Origin of the sequence: Paenibacillus sp. FSL L8-0158 (assembly GCF_038592965.1) — a bacterium.
Taxonomy (GTDB): domain Bacteria; phylum Bacillota; class Bacilli; order Paenibacillales; family Paenibacillaceae; genus Paenibacillus; species Paenibacillus polymyxa_D.
The window spans coordinates 968,913-991,729 of the sequence record NZ_CP151949.1 but is presented as its reverse complement, the minus strand read 5'-3'; the positions used below and the strand labels follow the sequence as shown (position 1 = coordinate 991,729).

20 protein-coding genes and 1 riboswitch are annotated in these 22,817 nt (G+C 42.7%); of the genes, 6 read left to right on the top strand and 14 right to left on the bottom strand.

Annotation, left to right across the window (positions count from 1 at the left end):
- Positions 1 to 103: 103 nt before the first annotated feature.
- The 7 genes from NSQ68_RS04470 to NSQ68_RS04440 all read right to left on the bottom strand — a co-directional run bounded on the left by NSQ68_RS04470 (position 104) and on the right by NSQ68_RS04440 (position 7,251).
- Entirely contained in the window at positions 104 to 1,537 is a 1,434-nt protein-coding gene (locus NSQ68_RS04470) for a metallophosphoesterase family protein (RefSeq protein ID WP_342428100.1), read from the bottom strand.
- 248 nt (positions 1,538 to 1,785) lie between these two features.
- A complete protein-coding gene (locus tag NSQ68_RS04465) occupies positions 1,786 to 2,787 on the bottom strand; it encodes a Gfo/Idh/MocA family oxidoreductase (protein ID WP_342429067.1) in 1,002 nt (333 codons plus the stop codon).
- Between the two features lie 197 nt (positions 2,788 to 2,984).
- Positions 2,985 to 3,626 carry a deoxynucleoside kinase gene (locus tag NSQ68_RS04460; RefSeq protein ID WP_013308920.1) on the bottom strand — a complete coding sequence of 214 codons (642 nt, stop codon included), beginning with the start codon at positions 3,624 to 3,626 and terminating at the stop codon, positions 2,985 to 2,987.
- Complete coding sequence (locus tag NSQ68_RS04455) at positions 3,626 to 4,246, bottom strand: deoxynucleoside kinase (RefSeq protein WP_342428099.1); 621 nt, start codon at positions 4,244 to 4,246, stop codon at positions 3,626 to 3,628. Before NSQ68_RS04455 ends, NSQ68_RS04460 begins: the two co-directional genes overlap by 1 nt.
- Before the next feature lie 145 nt (positions 4,247 to 4,391).
- Positions 4,392 to 4,991, bottom strand: coding sequence for a response regulator transcription factor (locus NSQ68_RS04450; protein WP_342428098.1), 600 nt, complete (start codon positions 4,989 to 4,991; stop codon positions 4,392 to 4,394).
- On the bottom strand, positions 4,988 to 6,121 hold the full coding sequence (locus tag NSQ68_RS04445; protein ID WP_342428097.1) for a sensor histidine kinase: 1,134 nt from the start codon (positions 6,119 to 6,121) through the stop codon (positions 4,988 to 4,990). The genes NSQ68_RS04450 and NSQ68_RS04445 overlap by 4 nt, the downstream gene beginning before the upstream one ends.
- 68 nt (positions 6,122 to 6,189) lie before the next feature.
- Positions 6,190 to 7,251 carry a fatty acid desaturase gene (locus NSQ68_RS04440; protein ID WP_190298660.1) on the bottom strand — a complete coding sequence of 354 codons (1,062 nt, stop codon included), beginning with the start codon at positions 7,249 to 7,251 and terminating at the stop codon, positions 6,190 to 6,192.
- A gap of 213 nt (positions 7,252 to 7,464) precedes the next feature.
- Positions 7,465 to 7,549, top strand: a riboswitch (ZMP/ZTP riboswitch).
- Positions 7,550 to 7,653: 104 nt separating this feature from the next.
- Here NSQ68_RS04440 and NSQ68_RS04435 point away from each other — a divergent pair.
- From NSQ68_RS04435 to NSQ68_RS04425, 3 genes are all read left to right on the top strand, one after another.
- Positions 7,654 to 8,520 carry a bifunctional 5,10-methylenetetrahydrofolate dehydrogenase/5,10-methenyltetrahydrofolate cyclohydrolase gene (locus NSQ68_RS04435; RefSeq protein WP_342428096.1) on the top strand — a complete coding sequence of 289 codons (867 nt, stop codon included), beginning with the start codon at positions 7,654 to 7,656 and terminating at the stop codon, positions 8,518 to 8,520.
- Positions 8,517 to 9,152: a cyclodeaminase/cyclohydrolase family protein gene (locus NSQ68_RS04430; RefSeq protein ID WP_342428095.1), complete on the top strand. Its 636-nt coding sequence runs from the start codon at positions 8,517 to 8,519 to the stop codon at positions 9,150 to 9,152. Before NSQ68_RS04435 ends, NSQ68_RS04430 begins: the two co-directional genes overlap by 4 nt.
- 226 nt (positions 9,153 to 9,378) lie before the next feature.
- Positions 9,379 to 10,881 (top strand): stalk domain-containing protein, encoded by a 1,503-nt coding sequence (locus NSQ68_RS04425; protein ID WP_342428094.1) that lies wholly within the window; start codon positions 9,379 to 9,381, stop codon positions 10,879 to 10,881.
- Between the two features lie 118 nt (positions 10,882 to 10,999).
- Here NSQ68_RS04425 and NSQ68_RS04420 read toward each other — a convergent pair whose 3' ends face one another.
- Both NSQ68_RS04420 and NSQ68_RS04415 read right to left on the bottom strand, forming a co-directional pair.
- Entirely contained in the window at positions 11,000 to 11,992 is a 993-nt protein-coding gene (locus NSQ68_RS04420; RefSeq protein ID WP_342428093.1) for an ABC transporter substrate-binding protein, read from the bottom strand.
- Positions 11,993 to 12,185: 193 nt separating this feature from the next.
- A complete protein-coding gene (locus tag NSQ68_RS04415) occupies positions 12,186 to 12,578 on the bottom strand; it encodes a helix-turn-helix domain-containing protein (protein ID WP_068938572.1) in 393 nt (130 codons plus the stop codon).
- 143 nt (positions 12,579 to 12,721) lie between these two features.
- On the opposite strand from NSQ68_RS04415, the gene NSQ68_RS04410 reads away from it, so the two are divergent.
- Positions 12,722 to 13,396, top strand: a complete 675-nt coding sequence (locus NSQ68_RS04410; protein WP_342428092.1) for an NAD(P)H-dependent oxidoreductase — start codon at positions 12,722 to 12,724, stop codon at positions 13,394 to 13,396.
- Positions 13,397 to 13,497: 101 nt separating this feature from the next.
- Here NSQ68_RS04410 and NSQ68_RS04405 read toward each other — a convergent pair whose 3' ends face one another.
- The 4 genes from NSQ68_RS04405 to NSQ68_RS04390 form a co-directional block, all read right to left on the bottom strand.
- Entirely contained in the window at positions 13,498 to 16,347 is a 2,850-nt protein-coding gene (locus NSQ68_RS04405) for an S-layer homology domain-containing protein (RefSeq protein WP_342428091.1), read from the bottom strand.
- Between the two features lie 420 nt (positions 16,348 to 16,767).
- Entirely contained in the window at positions 16,768 to 17,475 is a 708-nt protein-coding gene (locus NSQ68_RS04400; protein WP_342429066.1) for a hypothetical protein, read from the bottom strand.
- A gap of 136 nt (positions 17,476 to 17,611) precedes the next feature.
- A complete protein-coding gene (locus tag NSQ68_RS04395) occupies positions 17,612 to 18,538 on the bottom strand; it encodes a hypothetical protein (RefSeq protein WP_342428089.1) in 927 nt (308 codons plus the stop codon).
- Between the two features lie 390 nt (positions 18,539 to 18,928).
- The gene (locus tag NSQ68_RS04390; RefSeq protein WP_023987117.1) at positions 18,929 to 19,345 is read right to left on the bottom strand and encodes a MerR family transcriptional regulator; all 417 of its coding nucleotides are present in this window, start codon (positions 19,343 to 19,345) and stop codon (positions 18,929 to 18,931) included.
- Between the two features lie 340 nt (positions 19,346 to 19,685).
- Here NSQ68_RS04390 and NSQ68_RS04385 point away from each other — a divergent pair, with 340 nt between their 5' ends.
- Together NSQ68_RS04385 and NSQ68_RS04380 are read left to right on the top strand one after the other, a co-directional pair.
- The gene (locus NSQ68_RS04385) at positions 19,686 to 20,726 is read left to right on the top strand and encodes an NAD(P)-dependent alcohol dehydrogenase (RefSeq protein ID WP_342428088.1); all 1,041 of its coding nucleotides are present in this window, start codon (positions 19,686 to 19,688) and stop codon (positions 20,724 to 20,726) included.
- Between the two features lie 192 nt (positions 20,727 to 20,918).
- The gene (locus NSQ68_RS04380) at positions 20,919 to 21,182 is read left to right on the top strand and encodes a DUF3953 domain-containing protein (RefSeq protein ID WP_342428087.1); all 264 of its coding nucleotides are present in this window, start codon (positions 20,919 to 20,921) and stop codon (positions 21,180 to 21,182) included.
- Between the two features lie 127 nt (positions 21,183 to 21,309).
- On the opposite strand, the gene NSQ68_RS04375 is transcribed toward NSQ68_RS04380, so the two are convergent.
- Complete coding sequence (locus NSQ68_RS04375; protein ID WP_250243288.1) at positions 21,310 to 22,689, bottom strand: amino acid permease; 1,380 nt, start codon at positions 22,687 to 22,689, stop codon at positions 21,310 to 21,312.
- Positions 22,690 to 22,817: the final 128 nt, after the last annotated feature.

Below are 22,817 nucleotides of genomic sequence, written 5' to 3'. Positions count from 1 at the left end.
ACATCAGACGTCCCCATAAGAAAATGAAAAAGGATATCCTTGCAGCCAAACAGGCTGTAGGATATCCTTTTATGATCATTTAGAAACCATTAAATCAATTATACTAATATTTTTTGATGATTCCGAATTGATCCACAATAAAAGGTTTGGCATCATTTTTGTTTTGATCAATTTCATACGTTACGGCTGTAAGTTTATTTTCGTCTACGGTGATGCCAACAAAATTCTGTACCTGTCCTCGTGTAGGTCTACGATTGTCACTCGGATCCGGTCCATATACTGCCGCATGATTCTCTTCAGCTAGGTCAAAGAGATTATAGTACTTATCTCCAAGTTTTTCACTCGGGTTCTTGTAGTAGACTTTGGGGCCAGCGGTTGCTGGGATGACATAGATACTTCCATCTGGATTCACACTATATTCAATCGTCTTATCATTTAATGTATCTTTTAATTTGGTTGGCGTTGTTGCTTTACCCTCTTGGTTGATTGATTTCGTACGAGCATAAATATGATCGTGCCCCTGCACGACAAAGTCGATATCAAGTTCGGCCATTAGTGGAGCGATTTGGTTACGAACTCCATTCTTATCCATGATGTCAGAATCTGTTGCATGATTAGAGGTAGTGTAAGGACCCTTATGAATGTTAACAATGACCCACTTTGCACCTGCCTTTTTGGCTGCCGCAGCATCTTTCTTTAACCATTCGACTTGATCTTCAGAAAAATTGGCATATTTCTCTGAGTCCTCATTGGAGTTCAGTACGATAAAGTGAGCATTGCTGTAATCAAAGGAGTAGTATGCTCCTGTTTTAGTAGCAGAACCAGCTGGTTGGTTAATATTAAAGTGCTCATAAAAAGCGTAGTTCTCATCCTCGTGATTACCTGCTGAAGGAACAATCGTTGTATTCAAAAGACTTTTTTGTGAATGCCCCAACAACCAGTCCCACTGCTCTTCTTTGGTACCGGTATCTACGATATCTCCGTTGTGGACTACAAACTGAGCATTATTTACGGTTTGAAGCGCTTTTTCGAGCGTCTGTGAAGACAATATGGCTTCATCTTCGCTTTTTGCTTGTGTATCAGCTAGATCAATGAAGGTAAATTCACCGCTCTTAGGAGCCGTTTGAAACGTACCTGTTTCGCTCCATATCCCGCGCGCTGCATCACCCACACGATAATAATAAGCTGTGTCCGCTTGAAGACCTGTAGCTACGGCTTTATGGACAAGCTCTTCTGCAGAATTGGTCGATGGAGAGGAAGTGCCTTCAAATGTAAGAGCACTCGTAAAATCAGCTTCAGAAGCTGTTTTCTTGATTACTTGAACAGTGCTCTTCGTGGAAAGTTTTGAAGTATACCAGGTAAATCCTTTGGAGCCTTTTGTGTCTCCATAAAATGTAGCTGTAACTTTACTAATACCATGATCTGTATTCCCTGCTGACTCAGCATGGACAGGTAAGGCTGACATGCCAGTAATCAAACCTAGCGCAAGAGCAACAGACATAGATGTTGCTGACCATTTTTGAAACTTCTTAAACATGTGTACACTCCTCTGTGTAGTTAATATGTAAAAGTTATAAATATGATCATATCAATCAAATGTTAATACGTTGTTTTTGGAAATATAGTAATTTGTAAAAATGAGGTTATAAGTGACCTAGCGATTGAGGAGAAGGATAGCTGCTTTACACTTTTAGGGCTACAAAGCCAAATAAGGCTAACCGTATATTTGCAAAGTTTGCAAAATCGGCAGCCCTTTGTGCATTGCAATCTCGATCATTCCACTGACTAATGTGCAGAAGTATTTTTCAAATCTGCTTCATAACGAAGGCCGAATTGTTGTCTTGCCTCCTCCATCACTTCAGCGACTGTAAGTGAGCACTCCAAAGAGTTAATGGAACTGTTGCGTTCACCACTCTTGATCAGATCTATAAATTCCTGAATTTCATAATACATGGGCTCACGCGTCTGAGCTTTGGTCAGATCCTCAATCGTGCCGTCCCGATAATGAATTTTCACCTCATAGGGCTGACTGATTTTGTCGATCACCATCGTTCCATTCTCACCCTGAATTTCAGCAGGCAGATAGGAATCTGTAATTTTGGAATACATGACGATAGCATCCATATCCGGATACTTCATCACGATACTGCCCTCGCCATCGACACCAGAGGATAAAAGTACACCAACCGCCCGAACCTCCTCAGGTTTGCCGAACAAAGTCACCATAGGATACAAACAGTACACTCCAAGGTCCATCAAGGAACCATTGGAAAAGGCCGGATTAAAGGCATTCAATACCTTACCTTGCTTAAAAGCATCAAAGCGGGAAGAGTATTGACAGTAGCTTGCAAAATAGCGCCGAACGCGGCCTATTTTATACATATGATCCTTTATTATTTTAAAGTTAGGCATAAGTGTGGATTTAACGGCCTCCATCAGCAGAACATCGTTGTTACGTGCGGCTTCGATCATGTTCTTCACCTCTGCTGCATTAGACGCAAAAGGTTTTTCACACAACACGTGCTTTCCGTGATTCATACATAAGATCGCCTGCTCCGCATGTAAGGAATTGGGGCTGGCAATATATACGGCATCGACCTGATCACTTGCGGCCATTTGCGCCAGGTCTGTAAAAACCTCCGGCTGGCTGTTATATTTGTCAGCAAAAGCTTTGCCTTTATCCTCTGTGCGTGAGTATACCGCCGTCAGGGAAAATTCGTCCGTCTCCATCGCAGCTTGAATAAACCTCTCTGTTATCCAGTTGGTTCCAACAATACCAAAACGCATCACAGTATCCCATCCTTCCCGTGAGTCATTACAATTCATATGTACCTATTCTCGCATTCCAGCCTAGTCTTGTCCACTATACCGTTAGTCATATCTCGTGCTTCAACATGTTCATTCGACAAAAAAAGACTGCGGTCTATCAGCTTAATTTATACTGATTGTACCACAGTCCCTGTTATTTATTTGGGGTTATATCTCTATTTTTTTGATATTACTTTTCCTACTTCTTCCAAAATGGCATCCATGGAAGCAGGGTCGTGTACATCATACTCATCAATGTTCAGACGCAGTACAGGACAGGCATCAAATTCGTTGATCCAATTGGAATATCTGCGATGCATTTGCTCCCAATAAGAACGCTCGGTCTGGATCTCCATCTCGCGACCGCGCTCCTCAATCCGACTCAGTATGGAGGGCAAGCTGCCTTCCAAATAGATCAACACATCAGGATGCGGGAAAAACGGTGTCATCACCATCGCCTCAAACAGACTAGTATACGTTTCATAATCGGTAGGGTTCATCGTTCCTTGATCGGCATGCATTTTCGCAAAAATGCCTGTATCCTCATAAATAGAACGATCCTGCACAAAGCCTCCACCAGACAGGAAAATATTCTTTTGTTCCTTGAAACGTTCCGCAAGAAAATAAATTTGCAAATGAAAGCTCCATCTCTCGAAATCGTGATAAAATTTCTCCAGATAAGGATTATGATCGACCTGCTCCAAAGAGGTTTTAAAACCAAGGCGTCCGGCCAAAGCACCGGTCAGCGTGGATTTACCTACACCCACTGTGCCTGCTACCGTAATCAAGGCATTCGCAGGAATGTTGTAATTATTCACTATATAAGCTCCTTTACATCGGAAACAATTTGTTTAAATTGTGCCTGATTTTCTACAAAGTCAATTTCATTCCCGTTCACGATCAATATACGAGGGGAAGGGGACTGTTCAGCGAGAAACTGCATGCCTTTATCATAATCTATGATCAATTGCTCCAGATAGGCGGGGTCCATCTCCTGTTCAAAAGAGCGTGCACGCTTGCGAATTCTCCCCAGCAAGGTATCCAAATCTGCCTTAATATAAATGATAATGTCCGGCTTAGGCATATCATCTGTGAGCAAATGATAGATTTGACGATATTTTTCGAGCTTTACACCCTTAAGCGTACGTTCAGCAAAAATCAAATTCTTGTAGATATGGTAATCAGAAATAACGGGCTGAGCTTTCTCGATATATTGCAGACCAGTATCCTCCAACTGCTTATACCGATTGCAGAGAAAGAACATTTCCAGCTGAAAACTCCACTCATCTATATTTTGATAAAATTTATCGAGAAATGGGTTCTCCTCGACAATTTCTTTGATTATCGGCAAATGCAGCTCGGTTGAAAGCATCGAAGCTAACGTCGTTTTGCCTGCTCCGATTGGCCCTTCAACGGCTATAAATGGGGCTTGTTTCATGGGGTTCTGCTCCTCCTTGTACTCCAGTCCATCCTGTGGACAACTATCCTATTGTATCACAAGGTAGTACGCTAAAGGCATACCAAATCTATGGATAAAACAAAAAAACAGAGCGCTATATTTTGCTTCATAGCGTCCCTGTTTCTCATTTAAACCAACCTTTTTCATTAAAACGTGTAATCGCTTCGATCCGGTTACTGACACCCAGCTTATCGAGAATGACTGAAATATAATTGCGCACCGTCCCTGTCGTTAAATACAGTTCACTAGCAATCTCTTTTGTGTTCTTTCCGTCAGCAATAAGCGCCAACACGGTCCTTTCACGTTCAGTTAGCGGGTTGACTTCGGCATAAGCATCATCGACCAGTTCCGGGGCATAGATACGCCGACCTGCCATAATACTGCGAATGGAGGAAGCCAGCTCTTCACTGGGACTGTCCTTGAGCAGATAACCGTGTGTCCCCGCCTTGATCGCTCGTTCAAAATACCCGGGGCGAGCAAACGTAGTTAAAATCAGCACCTTGCAGTTCAAGCCTTTGAGTTCCTCAGCCGCATCCAATCCGCTCTTTATCGGCATTTCGATGTCCATAATGCATATATCTGGCTGATGCAGCTTCACTAGTTCTACAGCTTCTTCCCCGTTGCTTGCTTTTCCGACTACTTTCATGTCCTCTTCCAAGTCCAGCAGGGAAGCTAGAGCACCCAGCAGCATACGCTGGTCCTCCGCGATAACAATTCGAATCATGGCCCCACCTCCTCATTCGGCTTTTCAGGGATATTGGGCACTTTAATGACCAAGGTCGTTCCCTGATCTGAACGTAGCTCCATACATCCGTTCACGAATTCGAGCCTTTCCTTCATACCTTGCAGGCCGTTTCCACGAAGGGTTCCATTTTCTCTCGTAATACCGACTCCATTATCCTGAATCCGAAGAGTCAATTCCTTACGAGACGGCTCAATCGTGATGGAGCAAGCGGTGGCTCCGCTGTGCTTAACCACATTAGTTACTGCTTCCTTCATACACATACTAAGGACATTCTCATTCATTAATGATGTATGCTCCAGCTTTGGGTCGCCCTCCAGGGTCAATTCAATGTGAGCAGCCTTTAAAATCTGCCGAATACGTAGCAGCTCATCCTCTAGTCGCATACCGCGCATTTGAGTAACCATTTCCCGCACTTCTTTTAACGCGCTTCTCGCCGTGAGACGAACATCGTTAATTTCGACATGAGCCCGCTCCGGGTACTGATCCATCAGTTTGCCTGCCAAATCGCTCTTCAGCCCGATGAGTGACAGCTTCTGACCTAAGGTATCGTGTAGGTCACGCGCAATTCTTTGCCGTTCCTCCAGCTTAATCAATTCCGATATTTTCTTATTGGCATCCTCTAATTGGACTTGGAGCCGATCACTTTTGTTGCGATTAAAATTCGTAATTGGAAGGAGAATCACACCGATCAGATTGAGCAGGATAAAAGGAATCTGTTTAATAAATACGGGATTCTGAGAAACAAAACCATAATTGATCAATCCAATCGTAATAACCATTAAAATAATATACAGCGTCGTAAATGCAGCCTTACTTTTAATATTACCGATCAGATAGGCGATAAATATGGAAAAGTACATATAGCTGAACAGCAGTGTCATGGTAATCGATATGGCAATCTGTACACTGGTCCAAAAATATATGAGCCAGCCTTTTGAGACAAAAGCCAGTACATAACAAGCAAAAAACACCAGAATAATAGCAGTACCCAGAATAATATGACTTGTAGATGATGAGCTAAAATAGTAAAAGGGCAGGATATAAAAGACGACCCACACATAAGGGCTAAGCCCGGTATTTCTTTGGAAAATCTGATACCATTTTTGCATCCTGCCCACCCTCTTCTACTTCACATGACTTATATCCCTTATCTTATCATACCAAGTTTTGTACAACGTTATTTTCTTTCTGTGCTTACAACAGGTGTAGGGATGGGTTTCGTAACAGCAACACGTTTGCTGAGGAGCGGCTTCACTTGTTTAAAGGTCAAAAAGGTTTTCGTATTTTCATCCCAAAGTCGGAACTTCAACGATTGCAGACTGCTACTCACTGTGATCGTGGTCGCCTTTTGAAGTAACGGTGTCGCTTCATGCGCTTTCTCCAAATTATAATTTGGCACTTTGGGACTCAAGTGATGAACGTGGTGAAACCCGATATTGCCCGTAATCCATTGCAATACTTTAGGAAGCTTGTAATAAGAACTGCCTTCTACGGCTGCATTAATATAACTCCACTCTTCATCGTGCTCAAAATAAGAATCCTCAAATTGGTGTTGTACATAGAATAGCCAGATTCCCAACATACCGGATACAAAAAAGATAGGTGCCTGTACGAGAAGGAATGCCTGCCATCCAATAGCCCAGCACAACAGTGCATACAATGCAACGATGGATATATTCGTCACATAGGTGTTCATTTTTTCCTTGCGTTTGGCTGTCTTGATATTAAAGCGGTAGGAAATCAAAAAAGTATAGATCGGACCTAGTCCGAACATAACCCAAGGATTTCGATATATCCGATAGGCCAGCCGTGTCCATGTGGAAGCCTCTGTGTACTCTTCTACCGTAAGCACCCACATGTCACCTGTGCCTCTTTTATCCAAATTACTGCTGGTTGCATGGTGGATCGCGTGACTATTTTTCCATTGGTGATAAGGGCAGAGCGTAATAATACCTGTAATCGTTCCCACAATGTCGTTCAGCTTGCGGCTTTTGAAGAAGGATTGATGACCACAATCATGAAAAATAATAAACGTCCGTACCACAAACCCCGATGCAACAATGGCAATGGGAAGCGTCAGCCAGTACGAAACCGACAGGCTAAGATAAGCAGCATACCACAATAGGATCAGTGGACCCAAGGTATTGATGAGTTGCAGAACGCTGGATTTCGTGTTTATTTTCTCGTAGGGAGCCATATTTTTTTTCAATTGGGCTAATGGGAGTTGTGTCATACTCATTATGATCCTCCTTAAAAATGACGCCTATACCTTGATCCTGTTAGGCGTACATGTTGATCTAATCTCAGTATAAGGTGCAGCCTGTAGGCGCTGTAGTCATAAACGTCAGTTCGTGTATATGACATTTGTCATATAGACAAGTAACATAACCCGTTTTCCAAATGTTCGCGGGTTTCTTTTCTAATGATTGTTTGTTAAAATATAAGGTATAATAACGCTGTATGTGACTGGCGAAGTCAGTGGAATGAACCACGAGGGAGCATACAAAAAAAGCGTACCGTTCGCCTGGGAGAAGTATTTGCAGAGGATTCGTCTGTCTTGACGACCTTGTGCAAATACTTTTTTTTCGTTTTGACACCCTGTTGATTCCATTATGCGATAAATTCAGAGGAGGCTCGGACTATGGCTATTATCATGAAATCCAAAGAAGCAGCTGAGCAAGTATATGCAACGATCCGTTCACAGGTAGAAGAAATGAAGCAGCAAGGGCACCGTCCCCATCTGGCAACCCTATTGGTAGAAGGTGATCCGGCATCTGCATACTATGCACGGACCAAGCAAAAAATAGCAGAGAAGCTGGGCATCTCATTTCATCTCCATACTTTTGATCGTCATGTTAGCGAAGCCGAGCTACTGCACCTGATCGGCAGTCTGAACGATGCATCCCATGTACATGGCATTATGCTGGAACTGCCGCTTCCCCAACATCTTTCCGCCTCCGTTATTAAACAATCCATCGCCCCCTACAAGGATATTGATGGGATTACACCTGATAACAAGCTGGCTACCGTAACAGGTGACGCCGGACTATACCCCGCAACACCTCAAGCCTGTATCGAGCTGCTCAAGCATTACGGTCATACCTTGGCAGGCAAAAATGTTACACTCGTGGGCATCGGGCAGACAGTGGGACTTCCCCTTTTCCACATGTTGCAAAGAGAAAATGCCACTGTTACCGCTTGTCATGCAGGTACGCGTGATATTGCAGAGCATTTGAGCCATGCAGACATTGCCTTCGTCGCAGTCGGGTGCCCTGATGTGATTACACAGGATATGGTTCATCCTGGTCTGATTCTAATAGATGCGGGAATTAATGAGACGCTAGAGGGAAAAATAGTGGGGGATGCCGCTTTAGACGTGGGGGAAAAAGTACATGCTATTTCTCCGGTTCCCGGCGGTGTTGGCACCTTAACGACTGCGATTTTGTACAAAAATCTGCTCAAAGCGATACATCTGCAACACTACTCCAGAGAGGTGGTCTATTCATGAGTGAACTGTCGTGGAATCATTCCATCGGACATTTTCTGAAAGAGGCTGCAAGTGCAGCGCCTACCCCCGGCGGAGGAAGTGTATCCGCACTGGCTGCGGCCCTAGGCGCGGCTATGACCTCTATGACCGCCAACCTTTCACAAGGAGAAAAATACGCGCACATCCATGAACAAATCACGGACGTCATTAGCAGCATGGAAAGATTGTCTACACATTGTGAGGAACTAATGGTCGCAGACATCCAATCCTTTGAACAGTACATGACCGCACTGCGTTTGCCCAAGGAAACAGACGAAGAAAAGCGCTATCGTACCCATTCCTTACAGACAGCGGTGATCGCTGCCATTGAAGTACCCATGCGCCTGCTGGAAGTATGCCGAGACGGATTGTCGCAAGCGTATAGCATTGTGGAAATGTCCAATAAAAATGTGATTTCGGATCTCGGCATCGGCGCGATCCTGTTCGAAGCCGCCGCTCAATCTGCCCTGCTTACTGTTGACATTAACCTTGCCTCGTTAAAGGACTTGGATGTCAAACAATCCTACGAAGCTAAAACAGCCGCACTTCTTCGTGAAATCGGACAAATTAAAGAGCAAACCTTGTTGACCGTACGCAGTCGAATAGCGAATTAATCTGCCCGAACACACTGTCTAGTCCGTCTAACCCATATCTTCTGGGTATTTGCAAAAAATAGTAACCTCCAAATCCATTTCTAATCGTGGGTTTGGAGGTTTTTTTATTGCATTTCACTATTTATGGAAAACTTTTCTATACTTTCTTCGTCTATGGATAGGGGATATTCTCCAAGATATCATTTTTTTATCTTATACACATTGATCAAGAAATGAGGAAAATCGTATGAAAAGACGGGCTCTATTACTCAGTATAATCACGTTATTGTTATTCAGCTCTAACGCGTGGGCGAACGAAAGGGAGTCTACATCCCGTATTCGTTCATATGATTCCGGGAGTCTGATTCAATCTGATGGAAGCTTGTGGCTGTGGGGCTATAATCAATCCGTACCGACTCGTGTAGAGGGTAAGCCGGACGTTGTGAAAACATTTTCTAATATCATCAACGAGGGCGATCTGATATTTACTTTACAAGACCACTCTGCTTGGTATGTGCCTAGAAATAATATTGCTGAATCCGTGAAATTCGTTCCTCTGGAAGGACTACAGAACCTCGTAGCTGTAAGTAGTTTGAATGATCATGTGCTCGCTCTGAGCAGCGAGGGCAGCATATCTTCCACTGATCGACTCGACAATGGAAACATTTCTAGTCCTTTTCAAGCCCTATCTGGCATCGACGAGGTTGCCCATATAGACAGTTACTATGAAGAAAGACCGAAATATGAAGAACGTTGGATATTCCTAAAGAAAGACGGCAGTGTATGGAAAAATACAAAAGCCTTGCAGGGTTTCGAACCTATTTCATCATTAAAGGATATTACAGCAATCTCTAAAAACATAGCCTTAAAAAAAGATGGCACCGTGTGGACGTGGCCCAAAGAATTTGATAAAAATGTAACTCCGTCCGAAACTATATCCGTATCGCAAATTCAAGCTTTATCGGGCATCAAGACAATCAAGGCCAATAGGTATTCCAATTTCGCGATTGATCAGCAACGTCGGCTATGGTTCTGGGGTACTACAGTTACAGGTCCCTCAGATAATACAACCTATCACAACGAAAATACTCCTGTATTATTAACAGGAGTACAGAATGTTAAAGACGCCTTTTTCGTTGAACGCTCCATCCTTGCCCTTACCACAGCTGGGAATGTATATGTTACGTCTCCAGATAGTGAAAAGTTATCATCCAATGCACCCTTTACATTGCTTGCTAAAAATATTCAAAGTATCAAAGCAGGTCCACGGCACGTAATCATGCAAAAAGCAGATGGCGCCTTATGGGGCTGGGGTGTCAACAAACACGCGCAGCTTGGTATAGGGGACTATGAGTTTCTTTATAGTTCACCAGTTCCTGTACAAAAACCGATTCTTGTCCGTCTCAATGGTTCGCCTGTCCCTCTGAGTAATGGTGTCATTTCCCGCAATGGGCAGGCATTTATTCCCCTACGTTCTGTTTTTGACAAACTGGGGGCCGAGGTCACATATGATTACAACAGCAAAATAGCGAAAATGAATCAGTCTAAGACAGAAGGCCATCCTGTCTCTCTAGAAATAAATTTCAAAACTAGCCAAACAAAAGTGAACGGTAAAGCCGTAAAACTCACCAATCCGCCCTTCATGGTGAACGGTATTGGTTATCTTCCACTAAGGCTGATCAGCGAGACACTAGGAGCCAAGGTAAATTGGATACAAAAAGAAGATACTATCGAAATTACGACGAAATAGTAAATAAAAACCAGTCTAAACATGATTTATGTTGGACTGGTTTTATAGCTATATACTGCGTATATTATGCAACTTCCTATCTGTTTTGGACAATTCGTCACAACGCAGAATCTCACACCTATTGTTTAGCTTTATTCTCTTTTTCTCTTTCGACCAGCATATCTACGATCATATCAATCTGTCCTGTAATAGCGATTGGATCGTAGCGATAGTACGTATCAAAATCGTTAAAGAACACTCTATTGTTCTTCACCGCCGGAAGATTCCCCCACACAGCGGACGACTTCAGTTGTTTGAGTGCGTCACCCTTTTTCTCCGGGTCATACGTAGTCAGGAACATATAATCTGCATCATACTGCGGTAATACCTCCATCGAAAGCTGCACCGTTTGTTCCTTGGAGTTAGCTGTTTTCTTTGGCATGTTCAGATTGAGCGCATTGTACACGGCTTGTCCGCCGCGACCCGCATTGTCGCCAAAGATCCAAAGTGCGTGCTTGTCCGTCAGCTCATACAGACCGAAAGTTGCCTTTTCGTCAATCACACCTTTAAGGCGTGCGCGACCTTCAGCGGCCTTTTTATCAAATGCAGCAATAAATTGCTCAGCCTTCTCCTTTTCCCCGGCGATATCACCGAACAGCTTGACCGTGTCATAGATATTAGTCGTCGTACCGTACGGAATGTACAAGGTAGGTGCGATTTTTGACAAAGCCTCATAATTCGTATCCTTCATAACCACGATCAGATCGGGTTTGAGTTCCAACGTCTTTTCCAAATTGGTCGGATCACCCACCTCTTTGGTTCCTTTTTCCTTCAGCAAATCGGTCAGAAAAGGATTTTGAAACGCAGTCGGCTCCACACCCACCACGTTAGTACCTACGGACAGCAGTTCTCCGCCGTAAAAATCCGTTACAATACGCTGCGGCTTAGCGGGAATTTGAATATCCCCCTTAACCGTTTTAAAGCTTCTCGTCTCTCCAGTAGTAGCCGACTCTTGCTTATTTCCCGAAGATGAAGCCGGATTACTTCCATTATTATTTCCGCTGCAAGCGCTGATGAATACAGACAATACAAGTAACATAGCTGTCATCATAAAATACGATTTTCTTTTCAACTGATTAGCCCCCTATATATTGTGGAGATGATCTTCCAATTCACATGATAATGATTATCAATATCGTAAGAAATATATCAAGCGTCGTCCTTGCTGTCAACTGAAAAACTAACTTTGTACATTCCTCCTTAATAAATCAAAAGACCTGCCAAAATGATGGCCAGGTCTTTTTCGAGGAGTCGTCTTTAAAAACCTACACATTGGGGCTAGGTTGCTGAAGGCTGCTTTCTGGTGATCGCTGTTTTGTTTTATATTCTTCTCCCCAATCTTTCATCAAGTTAATAATCGGGATGAGCGTTTTTCCGAATTCGGTGAGAGAGTATTCAACCTTAGGCGGAACCTGTTGGTATACTTCACGGTGAACGACACCATCCTCTTCCAGCTCGCGCAATTGGAGTGTCAGCATACGCTGGGTGATCCCCGGACAGATCCGCCGAAAATCACTAAATCGCTTAGTCCCATACATGAGATGATATAAAATAATTCCTTTCCATTTGCCCCCAATCACGTCCAGCGTGAACTCAACTGGACACGCCTGATCATTCCCAGCGGTACATTCCCCAAAGCCGCCTTTCCGATTGCGCATAGGCTTTTCTCCTCCTTAGTATCATTTTATATACTACAGCACATTAATGTGCGTACTTCAAAAACGATCATGTATATTCTAATATTAAGCATGTCACTTGGTAAGCGTCAATTTTAATCACATCCATAAGGAGTGGAATAACGATGGAAACCTTAGCTACTACTAAAGATCAAATCTTATCTGCATACGAGTTCAGACATGCAACGAAGGAATTTGATAGTCATAAGAAAATTAGCGATTCTGACTTCGACTTTATTCTTGAAACCGGTCGTTTATCTCCAAGCTCGTTTGGCTTTGAACCTTGGAAATTTGTTGTCGTTCAGAGTAAAGCTATGCGTGAGAAGCTACTGCCTTACTCTTGGGGGGCCCAAAAACAATTGCCAACAGCCAGCCATTTTGTACTCATTCTCTCTAGACTTCCTGAAGATATGGTAGCCTCCTCCGATTATATCAAGAGTATGATGGAGAACGTGCAACAATTACCAGCTGACGTGATTCAAGGCAGAGAGAAAGTGTATGATGCCTTTCTAAAATCAGATTTTGGGCTGGAGGAAAATAAAAGAGCCTTGTTCGAGTGGGGCTGCCGACAAACCTACATCGCACTGGGCAACATGATGACTGCCGCAGCTCAAATCGGCATTGATTCCTGTCCGATCGAAGGTTTTAATAAACAGGAAATCGAACGCATCCTCTCCGAAGAAGGCATTATGGATGCCGAGCATTTCGGTATTTCTTGTATGGTGGCATTTGGCTACCGTCTCAACGAGCCGCGTGGCAAAACTCGGCGATCTGTAGATCAGGTTATTGAGTGGGTGTAAAACCTTTTCTCTAAAACAAAGGGGTGTCCCCACAGCCATTTCGATGGCTGTGGGGACACCCCTTTTTCATAAAACCTTAGCTCTTAATTTTTTCCAATTACTTACTGATAATTTACTTCTTCTGCAAAGTAAATCTCCTTCAAACGATCCTTTACGCGTTGAATTTCATCTGCTGTTAAAGGAGCCGTTGGACATAGCTTGAAGTTCCTTCCGGTGACATAGCTTACGTCCGTGTGACCATCCAAGTTGTAGGCCATCTTCGGAACCGGTTTTCGGGTATAATCGGTAAAGTCAATAATGGACCATGCCGCATCTCCATCCTCTTTGGATAAAATAATCCGCTGTGAGGCATTTTCGGTCCACAAATAGCGCAGATTCGCTGGTGAATTATTGGAATCCATAGCCGTCTTAATGCCAGAGCCCCTAAACATAAGCGTAAACTCCGTATGATCATTATTGGATCCTGCTACCGATTCATAAATCTGTTTTAACCCGTTTACACCCACAATCTCAACCTTGCGATCAACAGGGAAGTGGTTCACAAAATTCTCCCATATTGGAGCCATGTTATGTGTGTTGGCAAGTGCGTTGATGTCCAAAATAATGGACAAGTAGTTTACCGTATTTATACGTTGATAAGGGTTATCCAAATATTGCTGTACTATATACAGTTGTGGTGCTGCATCCGTCTCAGTCACATATGGGTCAAGCGGATGAAGAGTCCAGCGTGAGGAATCTTTCGTATAGCGTGATCCAATCGGATCAATCGTAACCGAATTCATGAATACGGTACCGCTATTATCTGCAAGTCCCTGTGCGGGAACAATCGAATTGTCCTTATGGGACCAGTAAGGCATCAATGGAGAGCCCTCACCATACATGCCGTTGACATTATATTGTGTAGCCGACCATCCCATCGCGGATGTAATCCGATAGTGATCTTCAAGCCATTGAGTCTGTTCGGGATTCACCGTAAAGCTGGTCAATGATTTCGGCAGATACTTCCGATATTGGTCTGTATCCATGCTTTCAAACACAGATGGTGATCCCATTGTACCGGATTGGTGCAGCTCATTGAATGCATTATAACGATACATATACAGCCACTCATCCATCTTTGCTTCCCAAATAGGAAATTTCAACTGGTTCGGATACCCATCCAACATTCCGACTTCGTCGTCATATTGATCAACGTATGCCAAAACCTGTTTAAGCTGCGGGCGATTTGCTTCTACAAAAACAAATCCGTTTTCCATCGCCCACGTCACTTTGATATTGGGACCAAAGTGGTCCATCAGCAATTGGCGCGCTTGCTTGATTTGATCTACCGTCGTCGCGCTTCCCTGCAGCATGATGGAGACAGCAAAGTATTGCTTTTTGCGTTCCCCGGGTTCTACCGTTAATTCCGCATCAGATGTGAAGAGAACCCCTTGAGATGGCGACTCAACCGTGATCTTTAATGGAATGACCGAGTTCACTGTCGGAATCAAATGAAGGTTGGCAATCTTTCCATCCTCGTCAAATATTCCTCTGGAATCCTCTACCCGAAGTATCAAGTCTGAGGGCAGCAATCCAGGAGCTATAACCTCTCCATTAGCATTATGAAATACGTAGGACATATTCCAAGCAGCAGGATCTAAAGTAGCAGCCTCTGAAATAGTATATGTGGCCAAGTATACGGACCTGATTACGTTCGGTGGCTCTGCCGGCGGAGTCTTCCCTTTCACGATCAGCTTGGTCTGAGCTGTAAGAACCTGATAAGGTTTGGCAATAGTGACCTTCATTTCTACAGGAATGAAGCTATCCGTAGCCGGAATATTTTCGGGATGTGCAATTTTCCCTTGTTCATCTAAAATACCTAACCCATCACTAAATGTGTACGTAACACTTGTGACGCTGGCAGCAGGAATGCTTACGGGTCGCCCTTTATTGTAGAGCTGAAAGGATAGCTGATATGAAGGGTAGGTTTCCGGTTGATTTACCAGCTCCTGCGCCTTGATTACGACCTCATCTACCAGAAAATCCGAAGAATGATCCGATGGATCTACCGGAATTACTGGTGGTTTGGGATTAGGTCCCGGTGGTGTAACTGGCGGTTCCGGCTTCAGTTCTGGTGGTGTCACCGGAGATACTGGTGAATCAGGGCTTGGACGATGCCTTTTGGGCTCCTCGACTTCCGAATTCACAGGTTGTTGACTAATTTCCGGTGTCACATCGACCGCAATCTTCTTCGATTCTTGTTGGCTGGTCGTCTGAGGCATCGTTGCAGTTCCATTTCCTAATGACCCTAGCAAACGCTTGGCACGTTCTCTCAGACCGTCACCGCCTAACCATATTCGATAAGCAACCAGCGTGGCGTCCTGCCGTCTCACAGACTCTTTAGGATGGAAATAGTGATTCGTATCTCCCTCGATCAGTTCCAGCCGTTCCATCAGCCATACGCTCGTTTGTGCATAACCTGATATATCAGATTGATCCACAAAACTGGATATACCAGCCGATCGGGTATCTTCAGTAACACCAAAATAGCGGGCATACCAAACGGCCATATCCTGACGAGTCATATTGTGCTTGGCACCGAATAATTGATCACTAATTCCTTTCGTAATGCTCTCTTCCTGCAAGGCCTGTACATAGGGTAAAGCCCACGGTGACACATCACGAAAAGAAGTTATGCCTCTGTTATTCGATGTTCGCTTTAAGGTTTTAGCGAAAATGCTTGCCCATTCCTGTCGCGAGATAAAATGTAAAGGTCGAAAGCTCCCATCCTGATAACCCGTAACATAACCTTGAGCAGCCATGGCCTCAATCGCATCAGCTGCATAGGAATGTTCGATATCGTTAAAGGCTCTGTCCGCAAAAACAGGCGCACTATGTATACAGAACAACCAGACAGCCAGTAAACCAGCCATGTAATGCCTAATTTGTTTTAACTTTTTTTCATAATTCATTATTCGGAATCATTACACCTCCTTTACGCGATAGCACTGAGCCACTTTCGCCTGTACCTTCATATCAACTTTGAAAATTAATCTCTCTTGTTTTCAATCGGTTTTTCATTACTGTTAACACCAAACTGTATATACTTGAATTATCGGAATAATCGCCCTAGGATTGAATAAAGCCAGTAAAAAAAGTGGTTTTGGCAATCTACTATCCTGTTTATTCACCATCCTTTTTTAAGCCGTAATTCCCTATCACTAAACAATGGTTTTCATTGGTAATTAAATATTTATCATCTTTTTGAGTTACTATGTTGATCCCGTATACAAATAAAAAAAGAGATAACATCTGTATCCGCATTCGCTTGGAGAATACAAAATGTTATCTCGTTCTCGTGTATATATACTTATTAAATACTGTCTGCTCTTTTAATTCTCTTTAAACTCTGAACCCTTATAAACATAAAAGTAGCCGTTTAAAGTTCCGTTTTGCGGATAAGCAGCAGGATCTCTGTCTTTTATTTGGCCTACCAACTCTCGATTTATAAGCGTAGGGGGGCCTTCCTCAACTAGTGCTTCAGCAGACATTTCAGTGATTGATTTTACTGTGCTGGACCAGAATGTAACTAAGTAGACATCGTCAGCATTAAAATGATAGCGTCCTTCACTTGGAGTTCCCTCATAAAACAGCTCTGCCAAAGAAGCTGCCTCAGATCCTCTCATAAAAATTCGAATCTCATCGGTTCCGTTCCATGTATGAGGAACTCCGCCTTTTGGATTAACGTATTCTACAGTTTCTGGCTCCTTATCGCTAATAAAATCAACAACTGCATATTTATAAACCTCATCTGTTACACTCTTGGTTGCAATTTCAGTTGTTTTCTCTGTTCTATAGCCACTGAACTTTCCATACACATTCGGGGTTTTGCCAATAGCAGCTAAGGCCTTTTCCTGATCCATAAATCCAGCTCTTCCAGCTACTGGTGTCAGCCTGTACGTCTTGATTTCAGTCCCCTTGTACTGATCCCAAGTGTATTCGTAATAATATTTCGCATAAGATATTCCACTGTTCCAGCCTACGGATAACAGCATGAGAATACCTATCATGAATACTAATGGCCATTTTTTCAACATTATACCCTCAACCTCTTTTCTCCAAGTACACTCAAATCATCATTAGAATTATAGCCTTTCAATAATTCTATCGACAGTTAAATATTAGAAGAAAGTATGGATAAATTATGTCCTTGATAATTTACTATTTGCCTGTGTTTTACTGATCGGTTGCAGCTTTGAGACGTTTTTCCATTTCTGTAGACACCATAATGTTTAATAGCCCCATAAGATTATTGGTCTCATCCCTTGCTTTTTGATAGGCCACAGCGAAGGCCTTTTCATTCGCGGCAGGGTTTTTAATGTCACTTAGTTTCTTCCACTCGGGCTTAACGCGTTGATCGTACATATCGTACAAGCTGATGTCTGTAGGTGTCTGGGCAACAGGCATCATAGACTCAAATTCTGAAGCAACCTTAAAAAATCCCAGCGTATTTTGGACCGATGGACTAGAGTAATCATGCGTCTTCATCGCTTCTTCTAAAATATGAAGTCCCTCGCGTGACAAATAGAGCATTTTGACGAGTCCTCTTTCTGTATTAGAAGTTTCCTCCCACTTCTTGTAGGACTCACCTGGAGCAACTCCCTCTGTAAAAAAATTATAAGCTTCATGGATAAGTTCATCTGTATTCAGGTGGATGGGTTCTTCTGTATATAAATTCACGACAGAATCACTGTAATTTGCAATGTTTACATGTTTCCCGGTTGGATCGGAAACCCGCCGAATCGGATGATCCTGTACTCGTACCAGCCCATAACGATCTGCAAAGGTAAGAAGCTGCTCCTGCGTCGTATTTAACCCTATTTGTCCTGCTGGCTGATCGGGTTTCGTTGCTTCTTTAGCCACGTCGGAATACGTCTTCCCATTACCTTTTGTAGCTTGGTCTGTAGTATTGCTCACAACACCATCCACACCAGCCTGTTCCGCATTGTCCACCTTGGCATTCTGTGTAGTCGTAGTCGTTGCCGTTGCTGCTCCAGTCGTAGATTCACCTTCAATTTGCTTCTTGGAGTCACCGCATGCAGTCAGCAAAGCAGCTAAACTTATTACAGCAGTCAACAAAATAATATACGCTTTTGCCTTCATTAGTACCTTCCTCATTTCCTTATGTATCATTCTTTATACCTTTGCGGTCTGATTGTAGTCTTCAATAATATGGAATTAATCTTATCAAAAATAAAAATGAGGGAATACTGGACCATACTCCTGATTATCCTCGATGATTCTATAGTAATTCGTTGTTTTCTGAACTAAAGTCGTGGCTCTCAACCTATATAATGGGCAAATTGCCCGTTGACTTTCGGAATACTTGATCCTCGGTACTACTCCTGTCTGTTCAAGTTACATTATAGTTGGTTCCTAGTTTTCTAAAGCCGATCGCGCTGTTTTAAATCAGTAGGTTGTAGTAAATCCAATATTACAAACGAAAGCACCTGTAATTCATATAAAAATGGATGAATTACAGATGCTTTTCTATTAGTTAGTAATGAGACTCCCTATTTTATTGTTTTTATGAATATTTTCCGTTCCGGCTTCCAATGCAGTTTTGTAATATGAGCATTTATGTTCAATAACTTCCATTGTTTTTTTAAGTTCTTCCATTTGTGCTTCTACAGTAGCTTTTCGTTCCATAAACATGTCATATCTTTGTTGTAGTGTGGAATCCCCACCAGAACACCAATCAATGAAATTTTTAATTTCTTTGATCGGCATCCCGGTAGATTTTAGACATTCAATTATTTTTAAAGCGTCGATATCGGATTCTTTAAATAATCTTGTTCCGCTAGATGTCCGTTCTACAAAAGGCATAAGTCCCTCCTTGTCGTAGTAACGCAAAGCGTATGCTGTAAGATTCAATTCTTTTGCAACTTCGCTGATAGAATATGTCTTCATCATGTATCTCCTATTTTTAATGACATAGACTTCGAGTTAACTCTATGATATAAGGGGGATTCTATCAAGTTATTTGTTGAATGTCAAAGTCCCCTTATAGGAAAAGTAGAATCAGGTGCTATCTAACGAAATATAATTAGCAAGAAAACAACATTACTGGATAGAGGCTTATAAATCTGCGCTTGACTTAGAGTTAACTATAAGGATTAACATTGATTTGCAAGAGAAAAAGTATAAATGGAAATAAATGAAGAGGAACTTCAACCGACTTCAGCTAGTTTTCAATTTATACCGATATAACTTCATTCTCTTGAAAAATACAAATAATAGGAGGCTGTTTATGATAACTGCTAAAGCACGAGCTGCCGATGGCCCAGACAAACCATTTCGATCGGCTGAAATTAAACGACGGGATCTTGTTTCACACGATGTTCTGATTGAAATTAAATATGCCGGCATATGCCATTCTGACATCCACACTGCTCACGGCGAATGGGGGCCAGTGAACTACCCTCTCGTACCTGGACATGAAATTGCAGGGATTGTCACGGAGGTAGGATCTGAGGTTACAAAGTACAGAGTTGGTGACCGGGTAGGGGTTGGCTGTATGGTTGATTCCTGTGGCGAATGTGAGAACTGTCGTAAAGGAGAGGAACAATACTGCCTTAAAGGGAATGTCCCTACCTATGCTGGTGTTGACAAATACGGCGAGCCTACACAAGGCGGATATTCTACCCACATTGTCGTAACTGAGGATTTTGTAGTAAAAATTCCAGATAACATTGAGCTTGACGTGGCTGCTCCATTACTTTGTGCAGGTATTACGACTTATTCACCGTTGAACCGCTGGGGTGCTGGTCCAGATAAGAAAGTGGCCGTTGTGGGAATGGGAGGCCTTGGCCATATGGCTATCAAGATCGCACATGCTATGGGTGCTGAGGTAACCGTTCTATCCCAAACATTAAAGAAAAAAGATGATGGCTTGCAATTTGGTGCGGATCACTATTATGCTACAAGCGAACCAGAAACATTTGAAAAACTTGCTGGGCACTTTGATTTGATTATTAACACGGTAAGTGCTGCCATCGATATGGATGCTTATTTTGCACTACTCAATCTAGATGGAACTTTGGTGAATGTCGGTGCCCCTGGGGAGCCGTTGTCACTAAATGTGATGTCCCTTATCGGACATCGCCGTTCATTTGCTGGTTCAATGATAGGAGGCATCCGTGAGACACAGGAAATGTTGGATTTCTGTGCAAAACACAATATTGTTCCTAAAATTGAAGTGATTTCGGCCGACCAGATTGACGAAGCCTACAAACGAGTGTTAGCTTCTGATGTGAAGTATAGATTCGTGATTGACATTAGCACAATGTAAGCTATGTAAATCATAAGTTGTACAAGTGACTTTAATTGTGAAGGTGTCCCCAAAGTATTACTTGGGACACCTTCACTTTATTCTGTCTACCATCTTTTTGTCCATTTCCTCTTTTTGTATTTATTTGTAATCCAAAGATTCCACCCTTAGAATATAATGCAATAGGAATATATAGGAAGGTTGGACTTATCTATGTTTAAGAAAATGGATATTTACAGAATCCTCACTTTAATATTTGCTGTAGTTGTTATGATCTTTTCTTCTTTATCCCTCGTATATCCAGATACCTACAAGCATTCATACAAAATCGCACAATTTTTTCTTAGTCTCGTGCTTTTATGTTCTGGCATCACGGAGTTTAAGGCCAATCGTAAAAGTATGGCAATAGCCAGCTTTATCGTTTCCCTTCTCACTTTTTTTGTATTTGTATTTACACTTATAGTGCGAACAGGCTAACCACACGGTTCTATACCTCAGTAATAACCTTCCATAGCCCTCTCTCTCGTCATGTAAAAGAAAAGCCGAGCGACTCAGGATCATCTGAATTGCGCTCGGCAAATGTTACGTATTTAGTAATCTTCTTTTAGTTTTCCTCTAATTCTTCAATTCTCTGCCGCTTTCCTATGCCAAAGATAAAATATCCAACAATGACGATCGCCATGAATGATGCCCCGACAATCAACGACAAGCGTGTGTCTGGATTAAACCACATTCCAACGATCACAAGCAACAAAAAGACAATAGTGATGTAATTACTGATTGGAAAAAAACGAGACTTAAAGGTGTGATCCTTCATTTCGTCCTTCCACTTTTTCCTGAATTTAAATTGGCTGATGGCTAATGCAAACCAAGGTACCATACCCGGGAGAACACTGGCGCTGTAAATGTACAGAAACAGTTTTGAATCAGGCATTAAGTAGTTAAATAACACTCCTACCAGCAGCAAAGAAATGGTCGTAATAATACTATTTCTAGGAACACCGCTTGGGGAAACTTTCCCGAAAAACTTGGGAGCTTGTCCGTTCTTAGCTAATGTATATAACATTCTGCCCGCACTGTAAATACCACTGTTGCAGCCGGACATCGCAGCTGTAAGTACAACAAAGTTAATGATACCCGCAGCGGCCACAATTCCTACCTTGGCAAAAGTCAGAACAAATGGGCTACCGATCTCTCCAATTTGGTTCCAAGGATAAATCGTAACAATGACAAAGATTGCACCCACATAGAAAATCAAAATACGCCAAATGATGTTTTTAATAGCCTTTCGCAATGTCGTTTTCGGATTTTCAGCTTCACCTGCCGTAATACCTACCATCTCTATCCCTTGGTAAGCCGCTGTTACAATGCAGAGTGCAAATAGAAACCCTTTCAAGCCACCTGCAAAGAAGCCGCCATGGCTGAACAGATTGGATAGACCTATCGGTTGTCCACCGTTACCGAGTCCAAAGAAGATCATCCCCGTCCCAACCACTAGCATGAAGATAATAGCGACAATCTTAATCATCGCAAACCAAAACTCAAATTCCCCATAAAATTTCACAGCCGCCAAATTGGCCAATGCAATAATAATTACACCTGCCAAAGCTGGTAGCCATTGCGGAATATCTGGAAACCAGTAGCCCACATATACCCCAATCGCAGTGACTTCCGCCATCCCTACGGTAACCCATAAAAACCAATAGCTCCAGGCGGTCAAGAAACCGGCCAAAGGGCTGATGTATTTATGAGCAAATGTAGCGAATGAGCCTGTCACCGGTTCAAGAATCAGCATTTCCCCCATGATCCGCATGACAAAAAACATAATAATCCCAGCTAAGAGATAAGCCAACAGTACTGAGGGACCTGCCCATTTTATCGTACTTGCCGACCCCATAAACAAACCGACGCCAATCGTGCCTCCAAGCGCAATCAACTCAACGTGCCGTGGCTTTAGCCCTCTCGTTAATTGTTTCGATTCCAAAAGAACGCTCCCCTTCGTATATGTTCATCATCAAACGCTAATGATCCGGAAAACTGCCCCAAACATTATTAATTTTTCAGACTGACGTGGTCGTGAGTGAACGACTACAAAGTAGTTCCACGATTCTT

Coding starts and splice junctions, on each gene's coding strand:
- NSQ68_RS04470 (WP_342428100.1), bottom strand. CDS start 1,537: ATGTTTAAGAAGTTTCAAAAATGGTCAGCAACATCTATGTCTGTTGCT.
- NSQ68_RS04465 (WP_342429067.1), bottom strand. CDS start 2,787: ATGCGTTTTGGTATTGTTGGAACCAACTGGATAACAGAGAGGTTTATT.
- NSQ68_RS04455 (WP_342428099.1), bottom strand. CDS start 4,246: ATGAAACAAGCCCCATTTATAGCCGTTGAAGGGCCAATCGGAGCAGGC.
- NSQ68_RS04450 (WP_342428098.1), bottom strand. CDS start 4,991: ATGATTCGAATTGTTATCGCGGAGGACCAGCGTATGCTGCTGGGTGCT.
- NSQ68_RS04445 (WP_342428097.1), bottom strand. CDS start 6,121: ATGCAAAAATGGTATCAGATTTTCCAAAGAAATACCGGGCTTAGCCCT.
- NSQ68_RS04440 (WP_190298660.1), bottom strand. CDS start 7,251: ATGAGTATGACACAACTCCCATTAGCCCAATTGAAAAAAAATATGGCT.
- NSQ68_RS04435 (WP_342428096.1), top strand. CDS start 7,654: ATGGCTATTATCATGAAATCCAAAGAAGCAGCTGAGCAAGTATATGCA.
- NSQ68_RS04430 (WP_342428095.1), top strand. CDS start 8,517: ATGAGTGAACTGTCGTGGAATCATTCCATCGGACATTTTCTGAAAGAG.
- NSQ68_RS04425 (WP_342428094.1), top strand. CDS start 9,379: ATGAAAAGACGGGCTCTATTACTCAGTATAATCACGTTATTGTTATTC.
- NSQ68_RS04415 (WP_068938572.1), bottom strand. CDS start 12,578: ATGCGCAATCGGAAAGGCGGCTTTGGGGAATGTACCGCTGGGAATGAT.
- NSQ68_RS04410 (WP_342428092.1), top strand. CDS start 12,722: ATGGAAACCTTAGCTACTACTAAAGATCAAATCTTATCTGCATACGAG.
- NSQ68_RS04405 (WP_342428091.1), bottom strand. CDS start 16,347: ATGAATTATGAAAAAAAGTTAAAACAAATTAGGCATTACATGGCTGGT.
- NSQ68_RS04395 (WP_342428089.1), bottom strand. CDS start 18,538: ATGAAGGCAAAAGCGTATATTATTTTGTTGACTGCTGTAATAAGTTTA.
- NSQ68_RS04390 (WP_023987117.1), bottom strand. CDS start 19,345: ATGAAGACATATTCTATCAGCGAAGTTGCAAAAGAATTGAATCTTACA.
- NSQ68_RS04385 (WP_342428088.1), top strand. CDS start 19,686: ATGATAACTGCTAAAGCACGAGCTGCCGATGGCCCAGACAAACCATTT.
- NSQ68_RS04380 (WP_342428087.1), top strand. CDS start 20,919: ATGTTTAAGAAAATGGATATTTACAGAATCCTCACTTTAATATTTGCT.